This window comes from Streptomyces sp. NPDC000348, from assembly GCF_042898795.1.
Taxonomy (GTDB): domain Bacteria; phylum Actinomycetota; class Actinomycetes; order Streptomycetales; family Streptomycetaceae; genus Streptomyces.
The window spans coordinates 81357-101693 of sequence record NZ_JBIAZD010000001.1; the positions used below are offsets into that span (position 1 = coordinate 81357).

General features: G+C 67.3%; 20 protein-coding genes and 1 tRNA gene. 1 reads left to right on the plus strand and 20 read right to left on the minus strand.

The window, feature by feature from the left end; all coding sequences use genetic code 11:
- Nucleotides 1-297: 297 nt before the first annotated feature.
- From lysA to ACFY3N_RS00410, 3 genes are all read right to left on the minus strand, one after another.
- On the minus strand, nucleotides 298-1689 hold the full coding sequence (lysA, locus tag ACFY3N_RS00400) for a diaminopimelate decarboxylase (RefSeq protein WP_390814426.1): 1392 nt from the start codon (nucleotides 1687-1689) through the stop codon (nucleotides 298-300).
- Nucleotides 1690-1709: 20 nt separating this feature from the next.
- Entirely contained in the window at nucleotides 1710-2681 is a 972-nt protein-coding gene (gene nrtL / locus ACFY3N_RS00405) for an ArgS-related anticodon-binding protein NrtL (RefSeq protein ID WP_390814427.1), read from the minus strand.
- Between the two features lie 77 nt (nucleotides 2682-2758).
- On the minus strand, nucleotides 2759-3280 hold the full coding sequence (locus ACFY3N_RS00410; RefSeq protein ID WP_390814428.1) for a response regulator: 522 nt from the start codon (nucleotides 3278-3280) through the stop codon (nucleotides 2759-2761).
- A gap of 109 nt (nucleotides 3281-3389) precedes the next feature.
- Here ACFY3N_RS00410 and ACFY3N_RS00415 point away from each other — a divergent pair.
- Nucleotides 3390-3461, plus strand: a tRNA-Arg gene (locus tag ACFY3N_RS00415).
- 233 nt (nucleotides 3462-3694) lie between these two features.
- Here the strand turns inward: ACFY3N_RS00415 and ACFY3N_RS00420 are convergent.
- From ACFY3N_RS00420 to ACFY3N_RS00500, 17 genes are all read right to left on the minus strand, one after another.
- The gene (locus tag ACFY3N_RS00420; protein ID WP_390814429.1) at nucleotides 3695-5101 is read right to left on the minus strand and encodes a tyrosine-type recombinase/integrase; all 1407 of its coding nucleotides are present in this window, start codon (nucleotides 5099-5101) and stop codon (nucleotides 3695-3697) included.
- The gene (locus ACFY3N_RS00425; RefSeq protein ID WP_390815012.1) at nucleotides 5098-5268 is read right to left on the minus strand and encodes a helix-turn-helix transcriptional regulator; all 171 of its coding nucleotides are present in this window, start codon (nucleotides 5266-5268) and stop codon (nucleotides 5098-5100) included. Before ACFY3N_RS00425 ends, ACFY3N_RS00420 begins: the two co-directional genes overlap by 4 nt.
- Nucleotides 5268-6644: a replication initiator gene (locus tag ACFY3N_RS00430; protein WP_390814430.1), complete on the minus strand. Its 1377-nt coding sequence runs from the start codon at nucleotides 6642-6644 to the stop codon at nucleotides 5268-5270. Before ACFY3N_RS00430 ends, ACFY3N_RS00425 begins: the two co-directional genes overlap by 1 nt.
- A 114-nt stretch (nucleotides 6645-6758) precedes the next feature.
- Nucleotides 6759-7064, minus strand: coding sequence for a SpdD-like protein (locus ACFY3N_RS00435; protein ID WP_390814431.1), 306 nt, complete (start codon nucleotides 7062-7064; stop codon nucleotides 6759-6761).
- Between the two features lie 21 nt (nucleotides 7065-7085).
- Nucleotides 7086-7241: a hypothetical protein gene (locus ACFY3N_RS00440; RefSeq protein ID WP_390814432.1), complete on the minus strand. Its 156-nt coding sequence runs from the start codon at nucleotides 7239-7241 to the stop codon at nucleotides 7086-7088.
- A 13-nt stretch (nucleotides 7242-7254) separates the two neighbouring features.
- Nucleotides 7255-7434: a mobile element transfer protein gene (locus ACFY3N_RS00445; protein WP_073889547.1), complete on the minus strand. Its 180-nt coding sequence runs from the start codon at nucleotides 7432-7434 to the stop codon at nucleotides 7255-7257.
- An 11-nt stretch (nucleotides 7435-7445) separates the two neighbouring features.
- Complete coding sequence (locus ACFY3N_RS00450; protein WP_390814433.1) at nucleotides 7446-8153, minus strand: DUF2637 domain-containing protein; 708 nt, start codon at nucleotides 8151-8153, stop codon at nucleotides 7446-7448.
- A 24-nt stretch (nucleotides 8154-8177) separates the two neighbouring features.
- Nucleotides 8178-8390 carry a hypothetical protein gene (locus ACFY3N_RS00455; RefSeq protein WP_390814434.1) on the minus strand — a complete coding sequence of 71 codons (213 nt, stop codon included), beginning with the start codon at nucleotides 8388-8390 and terminating at the stop codon, nucleotides 8178-8180.
- Between the two features lie 83 nt (nucleotides 8391-8473).
- On the minus strand, nucleotides 8474-9841 hold the full coding sequence (locus ACFY3N_RS00460; RefSeq protein WP_390814435.1) for an FtsK/SpoIIIE domain-containing protein: 1368 nt from the start codon (nucleotides 9839-9841) through the stop codon (nucleotides 8474-8476).
- Between the two features lie 5 nt (nucleotides 9842-9846).
- Nucleotides 9847-10194, minus strand: a complete 348-nt coding sequence (locus ACFY3N_RS00465) for a hypothetical protein (RefSeq protein WP_390814436.1) — start codon at nucleotides 10192-10194, stop codon at nucleotides 9847-9849.
- A gap of 185 nt (nucleotides 10195-10379) precedes the next feature.
- Nucleotides 10380-11201, minus strand: a complete 822-nt coding sequence (locus tag ACFY3N_RS00470) for an integrase (protein ID WP_390814437.1) — start codon at nucleotides 11199-11201, stop codon at nucleotides 10380-10382.
- Nucleotides 11198-12049, minus strand: a complete 852-nt coding sequence (locus ACFY3N_RS00475) for a sigma-70 family RNA polymerase sigma factor (protein WP_390814438.1) — start codon at nucleotides 12047-12049, stop codon at nucleotides 11198-11200. Before ACFY3N_RS00475 ends, ACFY3N_RS00470 begins: the two co-directional genes overlap by 4 nt.
- A gap of 175 nt (nucleotides 12050-12224) precedes the next feature.
- The gene (locus tag ACFY3N_RS00480) at nucleotides 12225-12614 is read right to left on the minus strand and encodes an ATP-binding protein (protein ID WP_390814439.1); all 390 of its coding nucleotides are present in this window, start codon (nucleotides 12612-12614) and stop codon (nucleotides 12225-12227) included.
- A gap of 97 nt (nucleotides 12615-12711) precedes the next feature.
- Nucleotides 12712-13563 (minus strand): helix-turn-helix domain-containing protein, encoded by an 852-nt coding sequence (locus ACFY3N_RS00485; protein WP_390814440.1) that lies wholly within the window; start codon nucleotides 13561-13563, stop codon nucleotides 12712-12714.
- Between the two features lie 308 nt (nucleotides 13564-13871).
- The gene (locus ACFY3N_RS00490; protein ID WP_390814441.1) at nucleotides 13872-17180 is read right to left on the minus strand and encodes a type ISP restriction/modification enzyme; all 3309 of its coding nucleotides are present in this window, start codon (nucleotides 17178-17180) and stop codon (nucleotides 13872-13874) included.
- A gap of 634 nt (nucleotides 17181-17814) precedes the next feature.
- Nucleotides 17815-18777 carry an HNH endonuclease signature motif containing protein gene (locus tag ACFY3N_RS00495; RefSeq protein ID WP_390814442.1) on the minus strand — a complete coding sequence of 321 codons (963 nt, stop codon included), beginning with the start codon at nucleotides 18775-18777 and terminating at the stop codon, nucleotides 17815-17817.
- Between the two features lie 74 nt (nucleotides 18778-18851).
- Entirely contained in the window at nucleotides 18852-20279 is a 1428-nt protein-coding gene (locus tag ACFY3N_RS00500) for a restriction endonuclease (RefSeq protein WP_390814443.1), read from the minus strand.
- Between the last annotated feature and the right edge of the window lie 58 nt (nucleotides 20280-20337).

Sequence of the window (20337 nt, forward strand, 5' to 3'; positions counted from 1 at the left end):
ACCTCGATTCCTGATTACCGTCTCGGTTGCACCAGTCTCACTCACCGGACGGGACTTTCTTCCCTTGGTCCGGATTGTGAGACATCTATTTCATTTTCATGACCGGAAAGACAGAAGATCTTCCGTCACCCGATCACGGTCTTCGTCGCCGCCCGTCCGGCATGGCGGCTCGTCCGGCATTGCGGTCCGTCCGACACCGCGGTCCGTCCGGCCTCGCCGCTCATCCGACACCGCGGTCCCTCCGACACCGCGGCCCGTCCGGCATCACCGTGTGTCCGGCACCACGGCCACCACGGCTCATCCGACATCGAGCCGGAGGAGGTCCTCCTCCGTCTCCCGCCGCACGATCACCCGCGCCTCGCCGTCCCTGACCGCGACGACGGGCGGACGCAGGACGTGGTTGTAGTTGCTGGCCATGGACCGGCAGTACGCCCCGGTCGCCGGTACGGCGACGAGGTCGCCCGGCGCCAGGTCCGCCGGCAGGAAGGCGTCCTTCACCACGATGTCCCCGCTCTCGCAGTGCTTGCCGACGATCCGGCACAGCATCGGCTCGGCGTCGGAGACCCGGGAGGCCAGGACGACGCTGTACTCGGCGTCGTACAGCGCGGTCCGGATGTTGTCCGACATCCCGCCGTCCACGGAGACGTACGTCCGCAGCCCCTCCAGCGGCTTGATGGTGCCGACCTCGTAGAGCGTGAAGGCGGTGGGCCCGACGACGGCGCGCCCCGGCTCCACGGAGATGCGCGGCGGGGTGAGTCGGGCGGCCTCGCACTCCCGGGTGACGATCTCGGTGAGCGCCTTGGCGATCTCGTGCGGCTCGCGCGGGTCGTCGTCGCTGGTGTAGGCGATGCCGAGCCCGCCCCCGAGGTCGATCTCGGGCAGTTCGACCCCGTGCTCGTCGCGGATGTCCTTGAGCAGCCCCACCACCCGGTGCGCGGCCACCTCGAACCCGGACATGTCGAAGATCTGCGACCCGATGTGCGAGTGGATGCCGATGAGCTCCAGCCCGTCCAGCCGGAGCGCCCGCCGTACGGCTTCCGCCGCCTGCCCCCCGGCCAGCGGGATGCCGAACTTCTGGTCCTCGTGGGCGGTGGCGATGAACTCGTGCGTGTGCGCCTCGACGCCCACGGTGACGCGGATCTGCACCCGCTGCCGCCGGCCGAGCTCCTGCGCGATGTGCGCGACCCGGACGATCTCCTGGAAGGAGTCGAGCACGATCCGCCCGACCCCGGCCTCCACGGCCCGCCGGATCTCCGCGACGGACTTGTTGTTGCCGTGGAAGGCGATCCGCTCGGCGGGCATCCCGGCGGACAGCGCGGTGGCCAGCTCGCCGCCGGAACACACGTCGAGGTTCAGCCCTTCCTCGTCCAGCCACCGCACGACGGCCCGGGAGAGGAACGCCTTGCCGGCGTAGAACACGTCGGCGTCGCCGCCGAAGGCGGTGCGCCAGGCCCCCGCCCGGGCCCGGAAGTCCTGCTCGTCGAGGAAGTAGGCGGGGGTGCCGAACTCCTCGGCGAGCCGCTTGACGTCGATCCCGCCGACGGTGAGCACACCGTCCTCGCCACGCGTGACGGTCTCGGCCCACACCTTGGGGTCGAGGGCGTTGAGGTCGGTGGGCGGTGCGGAGTAGTGGCCCTCGGGGAGGACGTCGGCGTGACGGGGCCCGGCGGGGTGTGCGGAACGGCTCATGATGCTCTCTCTGGGGTCTCTCAGAGGTGGTCGGGTGCGTCGATGCCGAGCAGGGACAGGCCGCCGGCCAGCACCGTCCCGGCGGCGTCGACGAGCGCGAGCCGGGCCCGGTGGGCGGCCGAGGGTTTCTCGTCGCCGAGGGGCAACACGGCGGGAAGCAGGGGCGGTATGGCGTCGGCGACGGCGACGAGCTGCCGGGCGAGCCGGTCGGGCGCCCGGTGGGCGGCGGCGGCCGCGAGGACACGGGGGTGGTCGGCGAGGACCTGGACCAACGACCGGCCCTCCGCCACGGGACCGGGCTCGGGCCCGAATCCGAGGTCGGCGGCGTTGCGCAGGAGCGCCCGGGTGCGCGCGTGGGCGTACCGCACCCGGAAGAGCGGATTGCTCTCCCGCTGCGCCAGGTGCTCGTCACCGATCCGGGGCCGGTCGTGCGGGGCGGGGTGCAGCAGGGCCCACTGGGCGGCGTCGCGGCCGAGCGGGAGGGGGTCGGCGGGCGCCGGGACGGGGCGGACGACGGTGCCGTGCTCGTCGTCGAGGTGCACGACGGCGCCCTGGGACCGGAGGATCCGGCCGAGCGCCTCGGCCTGGACGACGGCCCGCACCTCACGGTCCGCCCGGAGCCGGACGGTGTGGCCGCTCAGGGCGTCACCGTGCCCGTACCGGGAACCGCGCCGCAGGATCTCGCGCACGAGACCGACGGGCCCGGCGTCCGCGAGGCCGATGTTGAGGAACCCGGGCCCGGTGACGACGACCTCGCTGATGCCGGGCGCTCGCAGAAGACGAGGCCGGAGAATCTCGGCGACCCTCTGGGGCGGCTCCCCCGCCGGCCGCGCGAGCTGAAGGGCGACATTGGTCGCGTAGTCCCCGCACCCTCCGGGCCCCGGAGGCGTCACGCGAACCCGCTCGGGCAGGACCGCCACCCTCAGCTCCCCCTCGTCGACGGCACGGCGCACCGCGTGCAGCACGGTGCGGGAGAGCTCGACGGGGGTCACGGGACAAGCGTAGGGGAGGAAGGGGGCGGGTGGACGAATGCCTTCGGTCACGGTCCCGGGATGTGGACGCCGCCGGTTCATCCCCCCGCGTGCCCGGTGGCCGGCTCGGCGTCCCCGGGCCCGCGCACGCGCCCGAGGGGACTCGGGATCAGCCGCTGGACGGTCCGGACGAGCTCCCCGGGCTCGAAGGGCTTGGCGAGGAACGCGTCCACCCCGACGTCGAGCCCGCTCTCGATCTCGTACTGGGTGCAGGCACTGACGATGACGAGCGGAAGGTGACCGGTGCGGGGATCGGTGCGCAGCCGGGCGGCCGTCCGGAGCCCGTCGAGCCGCGGCATGACGACGTCGAGGGTGACGAGATCGGGCCGCACCTGATGGACGACTTCCAGACACTCGGCACCATCGGCCGCGGTCACGACCTCGATGCCCTCCAGCTCGAGGTTGACCCTGATCAACTGCCGGATGACCTTGTTGTCGTCCACAACAAGAACCCGGCCCGACGCCCCTGGCACAACTCGAGAGTAGGTCGCCACCGGCCACCGCGTCCGGCGTTTCCCCCATTCCGCCCCGCCCGGACGACCCCCCGCACTCCGGACCACCCCCGGCCCGCCGACACCCGCCGACGCCGACCGCGAAAACGGGTTCCTGACCACCCCCCGGGAACTGGTAGTGTTCTACACGTCGCCGCGATCACCGCGCGGAGGACACGCCCCCGTAGCTCAGGGGATAGAGCAACGGCCTCCGGAGCCGTGTGCGCAGGTTCGAATCCTGCCGGGGGCACCCAGTATGAGGTGCCCAAAGACCCCGTCACCAGCGGAAACGCTGAGAACGGGGTCTTCGCGTATGTGCAGGCGTATGCCACTCGAAGCGGCTGTATGTCGGGGGCTGTGGACTATTCGTGGACTGGCCGCAGGGCAGGAAACCGCAGGTCAGCCCCAGAGAACGCCGATGCCCCCGGACTGTAGTCCAGGGGCCATCATGCCGCAGGTGCGCGTGTCGGAGGTGCCTCGGAATCAGGGCTTGTTGCCGGGGTCGTTCTCCTGGTCGTCGTCCTCGCCGAGGAGTTCGGCAATCCGACGGTTGGCGACGTCCTGCCGCCCGTCAAGGCACTTGGCGTACCGGCTCAGGAGCACCTCCACGCTGTTGCCTGCCCGCTCCGCGACCTCGGTCGGATCCACCCCGGCGTTGAGCCACGAGGAGAGGGCGGCATGCCTCAGGTCGTAGGGGCGAGCGGCCAACGGTGACGCCACCTGTTCCGGCGTGAGTGCCAGGTGCCGCGCCTCGTCCCACACACGCCAGTACGTCGTCGAGGCAACCACTCCCCCACGTTCGTTGGCGAACAGTCGACCGTCCTTGGCGGTGCCGAACTCCTCGATGTGAGCCAGGAGGATGCGCACCAGGCGGGGCGGAATGGGGACAATGCGGGTCTCGGTCGCAGGCCGGTTCTTGAGGCCGCGATTGTCATGGACCTCCCCCGTTCCGGTCCAACGCTTACCCACGGTCGGGCGGCTCTTCTCAAGAATCAACGAGCCCCACCCCCTGTCCGGCAGCGTGCAGTCCGAACGGCGCAGGGCCACAGCTTCCGCCGGCCGCAGCCCACCGAAGTACATGCAAGCGAAGAGCGCCACGAGGCGACGACCGCGGGCCCGGCGGTATCCGCCCACGTACGAGACAGCAGCAAGCAGTTCGCCCGCCTGCCGCGGGTTCACGACGACCCGCCGGTCCACCTCCTTGGTCACCTTGGGTAGCTTCCACTTCACGAGCGTGACTGGGTTCTCTGGGAGCTCCCCCAGTTCGACCGCATAGCCCAGGGCATTGAAGAGGACTGCCCGCTTGCGCCGCACCGTCTCAGCAGCCGCCAGGGTTCCGGAAAGCGTGAGCTTGAGCGAGTCGAGAACGCGGCGGATATCCGCCGGATTCTTGAGTGTCACCAGCGGCAGCGATGCTTTGCCCACCCAGCGAAGGGCGTTCGCGATGTCCACCGGCGGTGTTTCCTCGCCCGGGGCCTGGACGACGAAGGCCCAGCCACGTAGAGCGCGCCGCAAGACATCGTCGGCCGGACGACCGGGTCGGTCCCCCAAGAGCTGAGTCGTGACCAGCGTCATCGTCTCGTTCAGGCTGTCACGAGAGTTCGGGGCCGCGTGCGGCCATTTCATGGCGACATATGCGCGTGCGAAGTCGTACCAGGTCAGCGACTCTCTGACCGGTGCCATGGAGTCCGGCAGACCGGTTTCCGTGTCGAATGCCTCACCCTTTTGGGTAGCCCGGAGCAGCTTCGCGCGGAAGTTGTCCGCGAGTGCCTTCGTTCGGAAGGTCTCGGAGAATGGCGGGGCCTCCCCTACCTTCCACCGCACGTCGTACGACGGTGTCTTGTACGGCCGCTTACGGATACCCCATACCCGCACGTCGTGCGACTTCACGCCGCCTCCCCGAGCCCGTGGAGCCAAGAGGTAAAGTCACTCCGCCAGACGCGGAGCTCACCGTTTGGAAGTTTGATCGCTTGCGGAGCCTGCCCCAGTTCCCGCCAGCGGTAGAAGGTGCGGCGGGACACTCCGCCCAGCTCGGCGAGGATCTGCGGGACAGTCATCAGTTCGTCTCGTCGGCGGTCCACGCCGAGTCTCCTTCCATGTCGTCATCTGCTAGGCCCTCGGAAGCAGAGGTGCCGTGGGTGAGGAGGTGTTCCGCGGCCGTCAGCCCCGTGCCGGCGAAACGCCAGTGGGAGAGGACGAGGACGGTGTCCGGGTCGGGCAGCGGGTGGCCCGCTTCGGCCGCACGTTCGCGGGCCAACGCTTCGTTGTGGTCGGCGCGTTCCTGGCGGAGGGCGCCGAGGGTGACGGAGTAGGCGCGGGACTTGGTGGAGAAGTGGCCGCGGAACCCCAACATGTGGGCCCACCTGCGCAAACGCAGGTCTTCGAGTTCGGGCAGAGCGCCGAGGTGCCAGCAGGTGAGGATCATGCGCCGGGCGTGGTCGGTGACGCCGGAACCGACCAGGTCGGTGATGGGGTTCCGGATGGGACGGTCGAGGGTGCCGGCGGTTTCGGCGCCCTTGGTGGCGTACTTGGCGATGTAGGCGGCCACGGCGCGGCTGGAGAGCTCCGAGGTGCCCGCGAAGTCGGCGGAGCGGATGGGGCGGATGTCGAGCTGTTCACCGAAGCGGAAGGCGTACGCGTGGCCGTCGAGGACGGGGCCCGGGGTCTCGGCGAGGCGGGCGGCCGAGCGGATCGCGTCGGTGAGGAGTTCGGTCGTGGCCCAGGCCGGCGGGGTGTCCTCGGCGCCGTCCGGGCCGTCGAGGCGGATCACGGCGTGGAAGTGGACGGCGCCGCGCCGCTGGTACTCGGCGACCTTGGCGTACGAGACCTTGAGGCAGTCACGCAGCGCCGAACGGCTGATACCCGCGCGGGAGGCGAGTTGTTGGCGGAGGTAGGTGGTGAACCGGGCCCAGAGGGCGCCGGCGTGCGCGTTCCAGAGGACGGCCGCGCGGTAGTCGTAGCGGTCCGGGTCGAGGGGTGTGCCCAGGGCGGAGTCGTCGTCCGGGTGGGCGCGGCCGCAGCGGCACCGGCCGCCGCCGGGACGGTTGTGGACGGGGCCGAAGGAGGGGGCGGTGAAGGTGGTGAAGACGCGGGGGTGTTGGGCGACGGCCGGGCCGATGCCCTTGCCGCCGCTCAGCCCTGCCGTGACGAGGTGGAACGTGTCCTTGCGGTACACCTCGGCGCAGGCCGCGCACCGGGTGGCCCGGCGGTTGTTGCAGCGGATGAGGAGCTGTCCGGCGGGCAGATCGGAGTCGATGACCTCCCGGACGATTTCTCCCGTGGAGGCGTGGACGTCGAGGCGGTGACCTTCCATCCGTACGGGCCGTTCGCAGCCGCCCAGGCGCTGGATCTGCCGGGCGTATTCGCTGATGTTGCCGTGCCGGGCGAGGGCCGCCAGGTGGCGGATGGCTCCGAACGGAGCCGGGGCGTGCATGTGCGGATTCCTCCTTGCGGGGGGTGGAAATTCGGGACGAGCACCCGGCCTTCCCGCCCACCTGTCGAGGGGCCTAGACAGTGTGGGCAGGGAAGGCGGTGGAGAGCCGAGGAGTCAGCGGCGGGTGAGGAGGGAGCGGACGACGACGGCGCAGACGGCGACCGAGGCGGCGGTGACGGCGACGGCCAGGAGCATGGAGACCAGGACGGCGCCGACGACCAGGATTACGGCGGTGCCGCCGCCGACGAGGGCGAGCGCGGTACCGGGCGTGAGCTGAACGGCCGGGCGGGACGGCGCCGGGGCGACGGAGGCCGGCGGCAGGGTCTGCGTGGCCAGGGTGATGGTGGTCGGCTCGACGACGACGGGCGGGGTGGCCAGACCGATGGGCTGGGGCATGGTCGGGATCTTTGGCCGGAACATGGGCGGATCTCCTTCCGCGGGTTACTTGATGAGGGAGTTGATGACGGGGGCCAGCAGGCTGTCGGCAAGGAGATAGCCGCCGAGGAGAAGGGCCGCGATGAGCCACCAGGGCGGGCGGATGAGCTTGATGCCCAGGACCCCGATGCAGAGCAGGGCGAGCCAGAGCGGGACGTCCATACGTGATCTCCTGTCAGGCCGAGCAGCGGTGGGTACGGGCGGCGAGTTCGGCGGCGGCACGGGAGTCGTACTCGGCGGAGAAGTCGCAGCGGGGAGCGGTGCAGGCGGCCAGGTGACGGTTCTTGCCTCGGTCGAGGTAGGAGGCGACGTTCACGGGGCCGATGCGGCGGACGTTGCGGAAGCGGCGGTGCATGGGTGCTCCTCTCAGAGGTGAGCAGCGACGGACGCGGTCATGGATGAGGGCAGGCCGAGCCGGGCACGTACGGCGTCGGGGTCGGCGGGGCGGCCGGTGGTCGAGCGGTGCTCGTCGGCCAGGGCCCGGATACGGTCGACGAGGGCGGGCGGCAGAGCGACGGCGGGAACGGGAGCCGGGGCCGGGGTGGCCACCGGTTCGGCGGCAGTCGGCTCGGGGTCAGGGGACGACGCCGGAAGCGCGTCCCGGTCAGGCGTGTCGATGACGACCGGGGCCGGGTGCGGCTCCGTGTCCGCTTCCGCGTCCGGGGCCAAGGCGGCCGTATCCGCCGGCACTTCCGGGCCGTGCGCGGTGTGGGCGAGGAGCGTGCCGCCGAAGAAGGCGACGGCGGGCCAGCCCGCGACCACGACGCGGAGCGAGGCGGGAACGTGGTCCAGGTCGAGAAGCCCGGCGGTGGCGACGTTGGCGCCGAGAGAGGCGGCCAGGGCCACCAAGAACCACAGCCGCGGGCCCCCGGACGCCTGCCCCGCTCGCTGTGATTGACGCATCCGGCGCCAGGCGGCGACCAGCAGCAGGTCCACGCTGATGGGGTAGGCCCACGCCTTCCAGCCGCCCTGTCCGGCCGCCGAGGCAAGGTCGTGCAGGTGGGAGAAGGACAGGGCACCCGCGATGACGGCCTGGACGATCACGGCGTCCAAGCGGACCAGGTGGGCGCGCATCAGCTCGGGTTCCCTTCCGTGCGATCAGTTGGCGGACTTGAGGGCGTCGGCACGCTCACGGGCGAGGCGGGCCACCTCGGCGGCGTCGGCGTCGCCGGGCGTGTGCACGGCGATGCGCTCCAGCAGTTCCGCCTTGCGGTCCATGAGCGCGGCGTACTCGGCGCAGGAGCGGTCCCGGCGGAGCGCGGCCAGGTCGGCGATGAGCGCGCTGACCTCGGCGATGGTGGGGCGGGACATAGGACGTCCTTCCGGTTTCAGGCATGGGAGGGGTAGGGACGTGGCGCGATGCGGTCACGCCGGCCGTGGAGAGAAGGGGGCGGCTACTCGGTCGCCGGGCGAGCGGTGGGCATAGCAGCGGCCGAGGAGGAGGGCCCGGCCGGTTCGGCGGCGAGGGCGGGCCGGAAGGCGTCGAGCCGGGGCAGCTCCGGCACCAGGGCAGCAGTGTCACGGCAGACGGCCGCAGCGTCGTCGAGGGTCAGGTGGGGCGAGCGGACGCGGGACCAACCGCCGGAGGAATCACCGACGATGGCGATGCCGGGCCGTTCGGCCGGGATCGAGGTAGCGGCCAGGGCCGCCTCGGGGGAGATGTCGGCCAGTGCCATGTTCGCCGAGGACTCGTCGTTGACGCGGTGGCAGATGCGGCCGGTCAGTTGGGCGCGCAGCATGGTGGCGCCCTTGCCGAGTTCGGAGCCGAAGCGCTGTCCGCACACCTCCAGGTAGATGCCTGCCGCGCGGCCGAGCTGGGCGAGGCGGATGAGCTTGGTGACCATGGCATCCCTCCGTTTCTCGTCGTCCTTGCCCGCGGCGAGGAAGAGTTCGGCGACCTCGTCGACGACGACCACGACCGGCACCGGCCGCACCGCTTCCGGCAGCCCCCACACGTCCGAGGTGAGGACGGCGTCCGGACCGGCCCCGCTACGGAGCCCGATGAGCCGGAACCGCGCCTCCATCTCCTCCAGCAACACGTCGAGGAGTTCGTTCGCCCGCTCCGGGTTGTCGGCCAGCGCCGACAACCGGGGTGCGAACGGGGCGAGTTCGACGCCCCATTTGCAGTCGATGCCGACGAGGACGACCGGTTGCCGGGCCAGGCCGCACAGCAGGTTGCGCAGGTAGACGGATTTGCCGGACTGTGTGGCGCCGAGGATCAGTTCGTGCGGCACGGTACGGAAGTCTCGGACGTGCCACTCGCCGTCCTCCCGCAGGGCCAGCGGCAGGCACAGCGGACCGGCCGCGAACCGGCGACGGGTGGGCCGCACTTCGGCGAGCACGTCCCATCCGACCAGCCGCAGCTCCAGCCGTCCCGGCTTTGTGGGGCGTACGTGCACGGCGTGGGCGCCCCAGGCGTGCCGCAGCCGGTCGGCCGAGGCAGCGAAGTCCTCGGGTGCCTGCCCGGCCGCCATGCGCAGCCGCATCACGAGCCCGGATGCGGTCGGCCGCGGGAACGAGTGCCGAGGCGGTACTGGGGCCGCCTGCCGCCCGATCATCCGGGCGGTGGCCCGACGGACGGCCGAGGCCGGGACCGTCAGACCGCAGGCGTCCATCGTCGCCCGGTACGAGGCGAGCACCCGCAGTGCGACGACCGGATATCCGACCAGCCACCAGAACACCAGCGGCATACGGCGCCGCACCACCAGCAGCGCGACCAAGAGCAGCAGGAGGGGGAGCAGAACCCGGACGGTGTCAGCCATGGCGGTCAACCCTGTGCCGGAGCCGGGGCGTTGACCATGACGGCGTCGGCCCGGTAGGCGATGCCGTGCCGGGCACGGCCGCCGAACTCGCTCTCCCAGGGCCGGGCCACGAGACCGGGCAGGATGACCGGAGCACCCATGACCAGGCCGTCACCGATGCCCTGTTCGGGGATGGTGACCTTGATCATGTCGGAGCCGCCGGCCGCGATGAACACCAGCTCCAGGACCATGAGCCGCTGGTTGGTGACCGGGTCCACGGCGACCTCTCCGGTCTGCCGGTCCTTCACCTTGACCTCGGGCAGCTTGGTGACGAGGAGCGTCGCGGCCGAGGTGTCCACGGGGATCACACGCATTTTCTGAACCTCACTGGGTTGTCGGCGCCCTCATTGCTCGGCACCGTTCAGTCTGGATACCCCCCTAGACAGCACAGGGAGGAGCCCGCCCCAACTGTCTAGGGGGGTTGACGACCAAGGTAGCCGACGGCCCATCAACTGTCTAGGGGGGTATACGAGCGGGTCTCAGAGCCCGTGCGGACGCTCTACGACAGGACCCAATGAAGGACGGTCGCGTCGTCCCGTGCCTTGCCGCGCGGCCAGCGCCGACCGTCGGGGTCGCCGGCTTCAGCTTCCCGCACACGGCGGATCAGCTCGTCCGGGCCGGATGAGTCGAGGAGGGCAGACGCCTCTTGCCAGTCGGCGAGTTCGAAGCGGTCGACGAGGCGTGTCGCGCCGTCGCTCAGCAGCGTCACGGATGCCAGCGAGTCGAGCGGCACCGTCCCGGTCAGGGCATGTTCGGCCGCCTGCGGGTCGGGGCCGGCGATCCAGAAGCCGCCGGGCCGGTTGCGAAGTCCTGTCAGGGCGTCGCGATAGTCGGCGAGTGCGGCGGTGTGTTCGGGTGAGCCGGTGGGCAGCGCGTCAACCGGCCCGCGCAGCCGTTTGCCGACGTCGTCCAGACGACGGTCGGTGACGACGGTCGTCCCCCCGTCCCCGTCGGCGAGGAGGAGGGAGGAGTCACCGAGGACGAGGTATTCCAGAACTCCCCCACCGATCCGGGCGGCGACGACCGTACTGGTCGGACTGGCCCGATAGGCCAGGTCGCAACTGTCCTCGTGCAGGGACCGGACGAGACGGATCGAGTCGGCCAAGCACTCGGCCAGCGGCCGGGCGGGGTGCATGGTGATGCTGCGCAGCAGCAGACCGCCGAGCGTTCCGGAGAACCAGGCGACGCCGTGCGTGCATCCGGTTTTCACTCCGCCGACGCCGGCACCGTCGAGGAGTACGGCCGCGCCGGGAGCGGCGGCGGCGAAGTCCTCGTTCTCACGCTCGGGGTCGGCGGGCAGCGTGGCGAGGGCGACCCTCACGCCGACGTCTCCTCGTCGTGCCGGTACAGGGGGCAGAGCAGTTCGACGGACTGCGGTTCGCTGGTCTCGGGGTCGTACTCGACACCCACCAGGGTGGAGAACCGGTGATCGCCCACCTGTCCCCACAGCGTGTTGAGGTCGTTGGCGAGGAGCTGCACGACGCCGAGGGAACCTTGCGTGTGGATACCGGCGATGGCCAGCAGCGAACCTTTGCCGTCCGGACGCGACAGCCGGCCGAGGTATCCGACGTCGTACGGCCGGACCGGATCACTGTCCTGTCCCGACCGGTACACGGTGCCGGTCCGCCGGTCCACCACCGTCCAGGGACCGTCTTCCGCGCGCTCCCAGCTCAGGACGGGGTCCTGCGCGTAGGTGTCCCACATCTCCTGAGACATGCGCGGACCGCAGACGACGACCAGGCCGTCGCGGTTGAGGTCGATCTCACCGCTCACCGGCACATGTTCCGAGGTGACGTCGAGCCCGTACGAGCGCGCCAGGTCCTCCAGCCGCTTGCCGGAACTGACGTCGTCCACGGCAACGACCGTCCGCCCGCGTTCGTCGTCGCGCCGCAGCGGAGTGGCGACGGTGACCGCACCCCGACCGAGGAAAGCACCTTCCGGCGCCGGTCCGGTGTGCCGGATCTGGTGAATCCGCCCGCGGCTCAGGCCGGCCTTTGCCGCGATCTGCGCGTAAGACAGCCCTTGCGCGTGCAGGTCCTGCACCACGCGACGGCGGAGGCGGGCCAATTCGGTCACCTCTTGCTGTGCGTCGGCCAACCGGGTCGTGACCTCGCGCAGGAGCAGGTACGGATCATCGATTGCCATGATCCGTTGCAGCTCGTCCGACATGACCTCACCTCCTAGCAGTAACCAGAAGTCTAGGGCCCTAGACGATATGGGCGGGAGACGCCGACCCGTTCGAACGCCGATCACGAAGAACCGGGACCGCCGACGAGGCACACCCCGAGGACTCACCCGCCACCGCCCACCAGGCAGACGCCAACCACCGTCGAGCGGGACACGGTCACGCCCCCTCCCGCGCAAGTTCGGCCCACACCGAGCGCCCGTCGGGCCAGTTCCTCACACCCCAGTCCTTGGCACAGCCCGCGATCAGCACCAGGCCGCGCCCGCCCTCTTCCTGGCCGGTCACGTCGCACAGGTGCGGTACGCGGGGGCCTCCCTGGTCGACCACCTCGATGCGCACCAGGTCATCACCGAGACTGACGACCACGAGGAACCAACCGCCGGCCGAACCACTCAGCGAGTGCCGCACGGCATTGGTCGCGAGCTCACTCACGATCAGGACGGCATCTTCGACCGGACCCCGCTCGTCGAGCAGGGCGGCGACGAAGTGACGGGCGTTGGCCACCTCTTCGGCCAGGCCGGGGAAGGCACGGCACCACTTTGACCGCATGGGAAACTCCTCATCCCCGTCTAGGGGTCTAGACAGCACAGCGGCAGAGTATTCCCAGGCCCGACCAGCAAGCCAGGCATCTGGAGGAATTATTCCTCTAAGGAGTGATGGTGTCTCCCAAGTCCCGGAACTCCTCCATCACCCGCAACAGCAGCTTCCGCACCTCACCACCGAAGACGGCAGCCCGCTCGAACTGGCCGAACGTCTCCTCATACGCCGCCAACTCCGCGGAGTCGACCGACACCCTCTCACCGGCGAACGTCTCGACCACGACCGCCCGTTGGTCGCACAACGTGAACCCGTGCCGAGGCAGCACCGGCACCGGCCGGCGCCACGGCACCACCCCGAGCCGGACGGTGCTCAGACTCTCGACAGCCAGCAGCCGGTCGAGCTGGGCGAGCATCAACGCCGGAGTGCCGGGCCAGGTCCGCAACACGGCTTCCGTCAGCACGAACACCGACTCCCGCCCCGGCTCGTACAGCACGCTCTGTCGCTCCACACGGGCAGCGACAGCACGGCCGACCGCCTCAGCAGTCGAGTTCGGCACACCGGCGAAGACGTGCCGGGCGTACTCCGCGCTCTGGAGCATGGCCGGCAGGACCACACACTGGAACGACCGCACCAGCCGAGCGGAGCGAACCTCTTCGTCAACGGTCGTACCGACAGGAGTTGCCCCGCCTGCCAGTTGGTCAGAATCCGCGGCAGCAACCACGGCGGCCAGGAGGCCACGCACCTCACCAGCGGTCGACTCGTCGAGACCGAGGGCACCGGAGAGCCGGTTGAGCACATCGAGGCTCGGAACCATGCGCCCGGTCTCGACCTTGGACACGGTCGGCTGCCCCACACCAGCGCGCTGCGCCAGCACAGCACCCGTCAGACCAGCCTCGGTACGAAGCACGCGCAGACGCGCACCAAGCGCCCCCATCCGCTCCTGCCGTTCACTCCCCATGCCCAGGGTTCTACACCACCTGCCAGCTCCAGCATGATTCAAACTTTCTCTACTGGTTCAAGGCGGCTCGCTCCGCTCCCCGCGCGCGGCACGGCCCCCGGCCGGGCCTGCGCTCGTGTCTCCGCCCCGCTCCAGCCCGGCCGGCACCCGTGCCACGCATATAGCAGTCAGCCGCCTGATACCAATGAAGGGATACGTCGCAGCTTGGGCGGTCGGCTCCGCCTTCACTGAGACCAGCCACCTGGCCCCAGCCGCCGGGCTGGTCCCCGTCACACAAGGGCGGTACAGACCCCCGAGGAGCGATGATGCTAATAATCAGCGCCGTCCGCCGTTTCGAAGATCTCGAAGGTGACCGAAAGGCGCGGTTTGCGGGCCTTATCGGCGACCGGGAGAACCCCTTCAGCTTTGAGAGCTTCCTCAGTGATCAGCGGCGTGGCAAGGATCCGCTCCAGCAGGGACCCTTGGGCGGGAGCCAGCTCGACTAGGCGTCGCAGCACCGTGAGCAGCTCGATGAGTTCGGCGCTCCACTCGCTCGGCCATTGCTCAACGTGAATGTCGTCCAGTGGGCTGGACCTCTTACTGTCCGGGCGTGCTTTACGATAGCCGAACCACTTCTTGATAATGCCCATTCCACCTACGTCGTAGTTCCATACCTCCTCAGGTACCGGTCCAAAGGATCCGGCGCCAAGGTGGAGGACCTGCGTAGCAGCCTCGTAGCGCATTTCATGTGGGACTTCGCTACCGATGGGAGTTAGGTATCGGATCTGCCGCGGGTCGCCAAGTGCATAGGCGATATCGCCAGGCTTACGTCCGACTTCTCGGTCAGTGAAGGCTTCGCCGTAGGTGGAGGTCCACAAAACCTCTTCGCCAAGCCGTACTGCTTCCTCCCACAGAGCGGAATCACTGGTCAGCGGGACCCGCACTCCAGGGGTGAGGAGTTCCTCCTTGAATCGCTGCGTAAACCCTGAGTGGCCAGCCACAGCCATGACGTACGCGGCGAGATCCTGGACGGTCACATCCGCAATTCCCAGTCGGGAGGTCAAGGTGGTGAGCAGCCCTGTAGGCACATTGCCGGTGCCGTCCGGGTGCAGCATCGGCAGCACTCGGCCGGCACGTCCATTGAAATGGTTTGTGTCCTGAAGGAGGGCGGTGGCGACGACGGCTGGGCCTGACTCAATGGGGCGGGCGGACTGCTGATTCAGGAAGACCTGCCCGGGTTGCAGCGCCTCCCACAAGTCGGGGCGAGGCCGGTCCATTACTCGTCGGTCCGCGATCAGCCACTGTCGGTCAAAACTGCGCAAACTGATGCGTAGGAGGTCAGGCTGCTGAGCTGTCTCCTGACCGATCGGCACGTTGTATGCGCTGCGGCCGGGCAGACCGTCGAGCTTCTTGCCCAGGGTCCGGTCGTTGGTCTCCTTGAACAGTTTCGCTTTTCGCTCGACGTCATCCTCGTTGATCAACGCTTTCCAACGTTGCTCGAGGATCTGCCGCCCGGGCGACTGCACCCAGCCCCGATTTGTTGTAACACCGAGGCTCTCCCAGGGGAAAAGATCGCTGAGCCGCGGGTACGCATCCCAGTTCAACTGAGCTGGGGTAAAGGGTGCATCACTATCCGTACGAGCCACCTGCCAGGCACCATCGTCCAGTCGGATGTCTTTGAGCTGCTGGTACTTTTCGGCTCGGCGGCCATGCACCTCACGGTAATGGATGATGGCTGGCTGGCTATGGTCGGCGTCCGCACGACGCAGGAAGATGCAGATCGCCAAGGGCTGGGCGACACCAGGGAAGATGCGGGTAGGCACATCCGGCCGGTGGCCTTCTGGGGAGACGTTTATGACCCAGCCTTCATCGCAGGTGTCGCGCAGGTACGCGCGCATGCCCCGCCCTCCGGGCCCGTTGAAGACGGCATTAGGGGTGATGAAGCAGACCACTCCATGCTGGTCTTCGGGATGCGCGTCAAAGACCTTCCACGCGGCCCAGCGCCAGAAGTAGATGTAGAGGTTTTTCAAAAGGTGCTCGTGGCGGCCGTTTCCTGCGAAGCGGAAGTCGTCCAGCAGCGGCTTACCTTTTCCTTCTGCACCATGTTCCACCCAGCCACCCCGGCCTTCGGCCTTGCCACCGTAGGGCGGGTTCCCGATGACGGCATTGACGGGCACGTGGGCCTTGACCTTATTAGCACGGTCCCGGGACTCCGAGATTGCCCCGTAAGTGGAGGCGATCGCCTCTTCCTTGACGTACGGGTTATCCAGCGTGTCTGTCACATAGAGATTCGTCCCGCCCTCCGGCAGCGACGCTCCGTACTTCTTCAGCAGGTCCGATGTACGCAGTTCAGCGACCGCGGAAGGTCCCATCTGCAATTCGAAGCCGACGAGGCGGGCCGCAAGGTCGCTGATGGCCTGGGGAACCATGCCCGGACCGTACCGCTCGGCAGCCCGTTGGGCCACGCGCTCGATGATTGCGTGTAGGTACGTGCCCGTCCCCATAGCCGGATCGACGGTGAAGACGGTCTGGTCGGCGAACCCCTCCGCCTTGCCCAGCCGGGTACGCAACACATCGTCCGTAAGCCTGACCATCTCCTCCACGACTTCGCGGGGCGTGTAGTAGGAACCGCTCCTCTGCCGCAGCTCGTCGTCGTAGACCTCCAGGAAGGACTCGTACAAGTGCAGGTAGGCATCCTGGCGGTCTTTGCGGATCGGCTCCCATTCAACGGAGGCCACAACTCGGACGAGAAGGTCGAGGGTCACCTCGAATCGGTCGTCGACGTTGTCGGTGAACAGTTGGAGGGCCTTGCCCATCAGGGAGTGCCCGGCATGGAGCTTCTTGCCGATCTCATGGAGCGAGGTACCGGTCAGAGAGATGTCCTCGGTACGGGCGAGCAGGAGCGCGAACGTGACGGCCTGCGCGTATCCGTCGGCGAAGGTGGCGTCGTCCGCGGTGGGGAACAGCAGCTTGCGCCAGTCCCGGGCCAGACCAATGAACGGCAGCTTGCTCGGGCTAGCGCCGGCCGCCATGGCCTTCTTTTCGGCGGCAAGCTGTTCCAGGACCGCGGCGCGCAGCAGTCGGCACAACGGCGCGATCCGCTGAACGAGAGTTGACACGGACCGGATGGGCTCCGGCTCCCAACCAAGGAAAGTGCGCAGCAGACTGTCCAGGTTGGCGGGCGTCGGCACAGACAGCTTGCCGCCAGCGCTCTTGAGGGAGCCCTCAAAGTGGACTGGCTCCCGTGCTTCCTTGCCCCCGCGGAAAAGCCGCCAGGTGGTCCCGTTGGTGTAGAGAAGGTTCGGCAGATCACGCAGCCTCTCCCACTGGCGCTTGTTCTGCCCGGTGAAGGACTCAGGGTCGATGTTCAGCCCAGGCTTCTTCACCTCGATGTAGCCGATGATCGCCCCGTCAACCTGTACCGCGTAGTCAGGGCGTACACCGAGCTCGTCAAGGCGGGTCTCGTCATGCCATAGGACCTTTTTCAGTCCGTAGCGACGACCAGCAGTATAGAGGAGGTCCTCAATGGGGCGGCGTATCACTGCCTCGGGACCGCCGGGGCCACTCAGCCTGTCCTTGCAGGCCTTCCCGAAATCCGATACGGCCTCGGTAAGCCAGCCATACTCCGATCCCCCCACAACACGCCCCTAACCTAGGTGTCCGGAAACAGATGATCACTCGTGGCCACCCTCGCACGCAAGGTGCCTGGCCCCCAGCGCTCGAGCAAGTACGACCCCGTCCCCTCATCGCCGGACGTCGGACGGTCGGACGGTCGGACGGTCGGACGGAGAGGTCGTACCAGAACCATGTCAGATCGCGTGGGGGATGCCAGGAATCGGCGCGGCGAACGAACAGGCGCCGACGCCATTCTCGTGTAGGTCAGCCAAGCACCGGCCTATCGGTCACTTGGGCTTCCTAAGCTGAGGGCTCAGGCACCGTCGTCACGGGTCGGCCGGCGCAGCTTGTTCTGGTCGACGGCCCCGAAAACGTGGCTGAGGCCATAGGGGGTCCAGCGAGACATACGCGTGCGTGGCCGGTCGGCACGCCCGCCGTCGTGGCTGACTGTCGTCGGCTGAGGTTCAGACAAGGCATAGCGAAGCGTCGGCCGTCAGCCGGGTGCGCCAGAGCTGGGCCGTCCCTGGGCCATCCGAGGGCGCTCGACAGAGGCGAATGACGGACCACAGCGGCGCAGTCAACCCCACGACAGCGGATCCTCTCCGCATCCGGGAACACCGTTCGCTTGTTCTAGCCGAGTGACGCGGTCGAGCAGATTCAAAAGGGCATGTCTTGGTCGCCGTACCATGTGAGTTCTTCTCTAATGCTCGAATGGTTCGCTACAGCGATGTCCCACTCTTCATCAACCCGGGTTTTGGGCTGGCCGAAGAGGAGAGCTGAAATCCAGACTTCCTCTTCAGCTACCTGAACGACCCTGCCGAGTCCTGCGTATGTGACTGGACTATGTCGAGACAGGTACAGATCTGACGTCGCTGTAGCAGTCGTTAGCCATGCAGGATCAAATCGAATCCGGAAGGTTCGACCATCGCGCTTACAGTGAAGGTACGGATCCCGGTTTGGAATTCCAGTGAGCGGCTGCGGCGGAAGTGTTGGCGTGTTTCGGCCTCGCATCGGATGATTGAAAGAGACGAGAGTCTCCCGCTTGAAACCATCCTCACCAAGCTCTCCGATAGGCCAGGCTTTGGCGTGCCAGCTCTCGAAAAGTGCTTGAACCTGAGCCAGGAACACACCAACTCGCATACCTTGAGAATGGAAACCTTGGTGGCCGTCGAGACCAACTCGCGTGGCTGCGTCATAAATGGCATGTCCACCAGGCAGCAAGGGAATCCTCGAAAGGTTAACGTAGTCGACGGTGCGGAAGCGTGCCTGCCAACTCTTCCCCGCTTGCCTCATTCCAGCAGCCCAGGTCTCTTGGGATGCCTTGATCTGACGCAAGGTATCGATATCAAACTTTGTTTCATCCTTGTCGATAAGGTCATGGCAATTTGGGCATAGTTGCAGCAAATTTTCAGCCGCGTTCCGCTGATCGAAGGGCATTTCCGGCTCAGCGCGCGGCCCGCGATCACTGAGGGCAACTATATGGGCGATCTGGACGGTTGGGTTTGGCCCCTGAACTCCGGGATCCAACTCTTGCCGACACATTTGGCACATGCCAAGTGCTAGGCGCCACAGTAGCCGTTTGATGCGACCAGTTACCTCAGGACCTCGCCGACCAGCCATGTCTCCCCCTGCGTCCTTTATTTACAACCTCTGCTTGCGTTCCAATTTCTTCGGTGGACACCACCGGCAAGAGGCTACCAATCAGCGCACAAGCGAAGTGCCTGAGCATCGGAAGTCCAAGCATGTTCGAAGGACACCAACTCATAGGATTTATTGGCCTCATTCAGTGAGTGGTGTGACCGGAGGTCACACACCAGAATCCCGCTTTCACATAGCTGGCTCGGCCAACCCTCTGGCGCGTCAGTGGCGTCGTTGATAAATGGGTTGCCGACTGCAATGCCCACTACCCAATCTTGATTGTCGCGGCCGTATCTCTCTGGTTCGGTAACGTACCCCACCACGTCCAGTGGTACTCGCCTATCAAGCCTTACTCTGGTCACCGACCGTTCGACGAGCGGGCGGAAGTGACCTCGGCGGGGAACTTCGAAACGTGCGTACAGGTGTTGCAGAGGGCTGGTATCGAGCGGAATACCGTTTAGTTGAAATGAGACGTTGCAACGAAGGAGTTGGCGCTCATTGCCGACCGATAAGCTCCCGGAGATCGTGTAGAAACCCCCATCACAAGTATCGAGGTAGGCGAACTCCTCGCTGTGATGAGGATCCCTTAGACCCTCGGTCCGTCGCTTCCAATCCTTTAGGACCTGCACGAAGGCCATTGGCCCTGTCCCATGCCAGTTCCGGCCATGCTGCTTGATGCTCCAGTGGGCCTGCGAGGTCATCCAGCCTGTGTCACTAAGTTCGTGCAGCAGGTCAAAGAGCTCCATCTGGTTCCATGCAGCCACTGGCATGTCAAGGGACACGCCGCTGCCTGATCCCGACACCCAGTCGACGTCCGGGAGGCCGAGAGCAAAAACAGTCGAGGAAAAGCCACCCAGCCCAGCGAACCAGGGTAGCGGCTTATGGACTTTATCGATGAGCTTGAAGTGTGACGCAGGCAATTCCTTTCGGCGTCTGAGACGCTTTACTTCCTTGTCGCCAGGGCGGGTACCACGGTCCAGACGTCCGTGAATGACAAGCTCATCTTGCTTTTGCCGGAGCAGCCGCTCCAACTCGTGCGGATCCTTGAGCACCTTGAGGATGTCAGGCTCATTGAAAACCAACACCAAGCCGCGATCCCGTCGCACAACGATATCTTGAGCGGCCTCACTATTGATGTCGGAGACGGTCATCAGCACACCTACCACCGACGCGTCGGTGCGACTCATCCTGTCCCGGATCCCTCCGACCACGCTGACGTCGATGGGTTCCTTCTCCCACTTGGCTTCCACGAGGTAGCGGTCGCTGCGCGAAGTCACAGCAAAATCGGTCTGCCTCGGCTTGGCAATCCTCGCGTTGTGAACCACTCGGTAGTGGGCTTTCCTGAAAGCACGCTCCAACAGCTCTTCCAGTTTGTGTCCTCGCTGATGAGCATTAGAGCTGGAGCGCAGCCCGTGAAACTCCTGAAGCAGTTCCGAACTGTATCGTTCTTCCAAGTACTCTGCCTGCGGCTGATCCTCGTCCATGACGTCAGATTTTGGCGTACCGCTACATCACTCGCCGCCCATTCCCAGAAACTGCTCG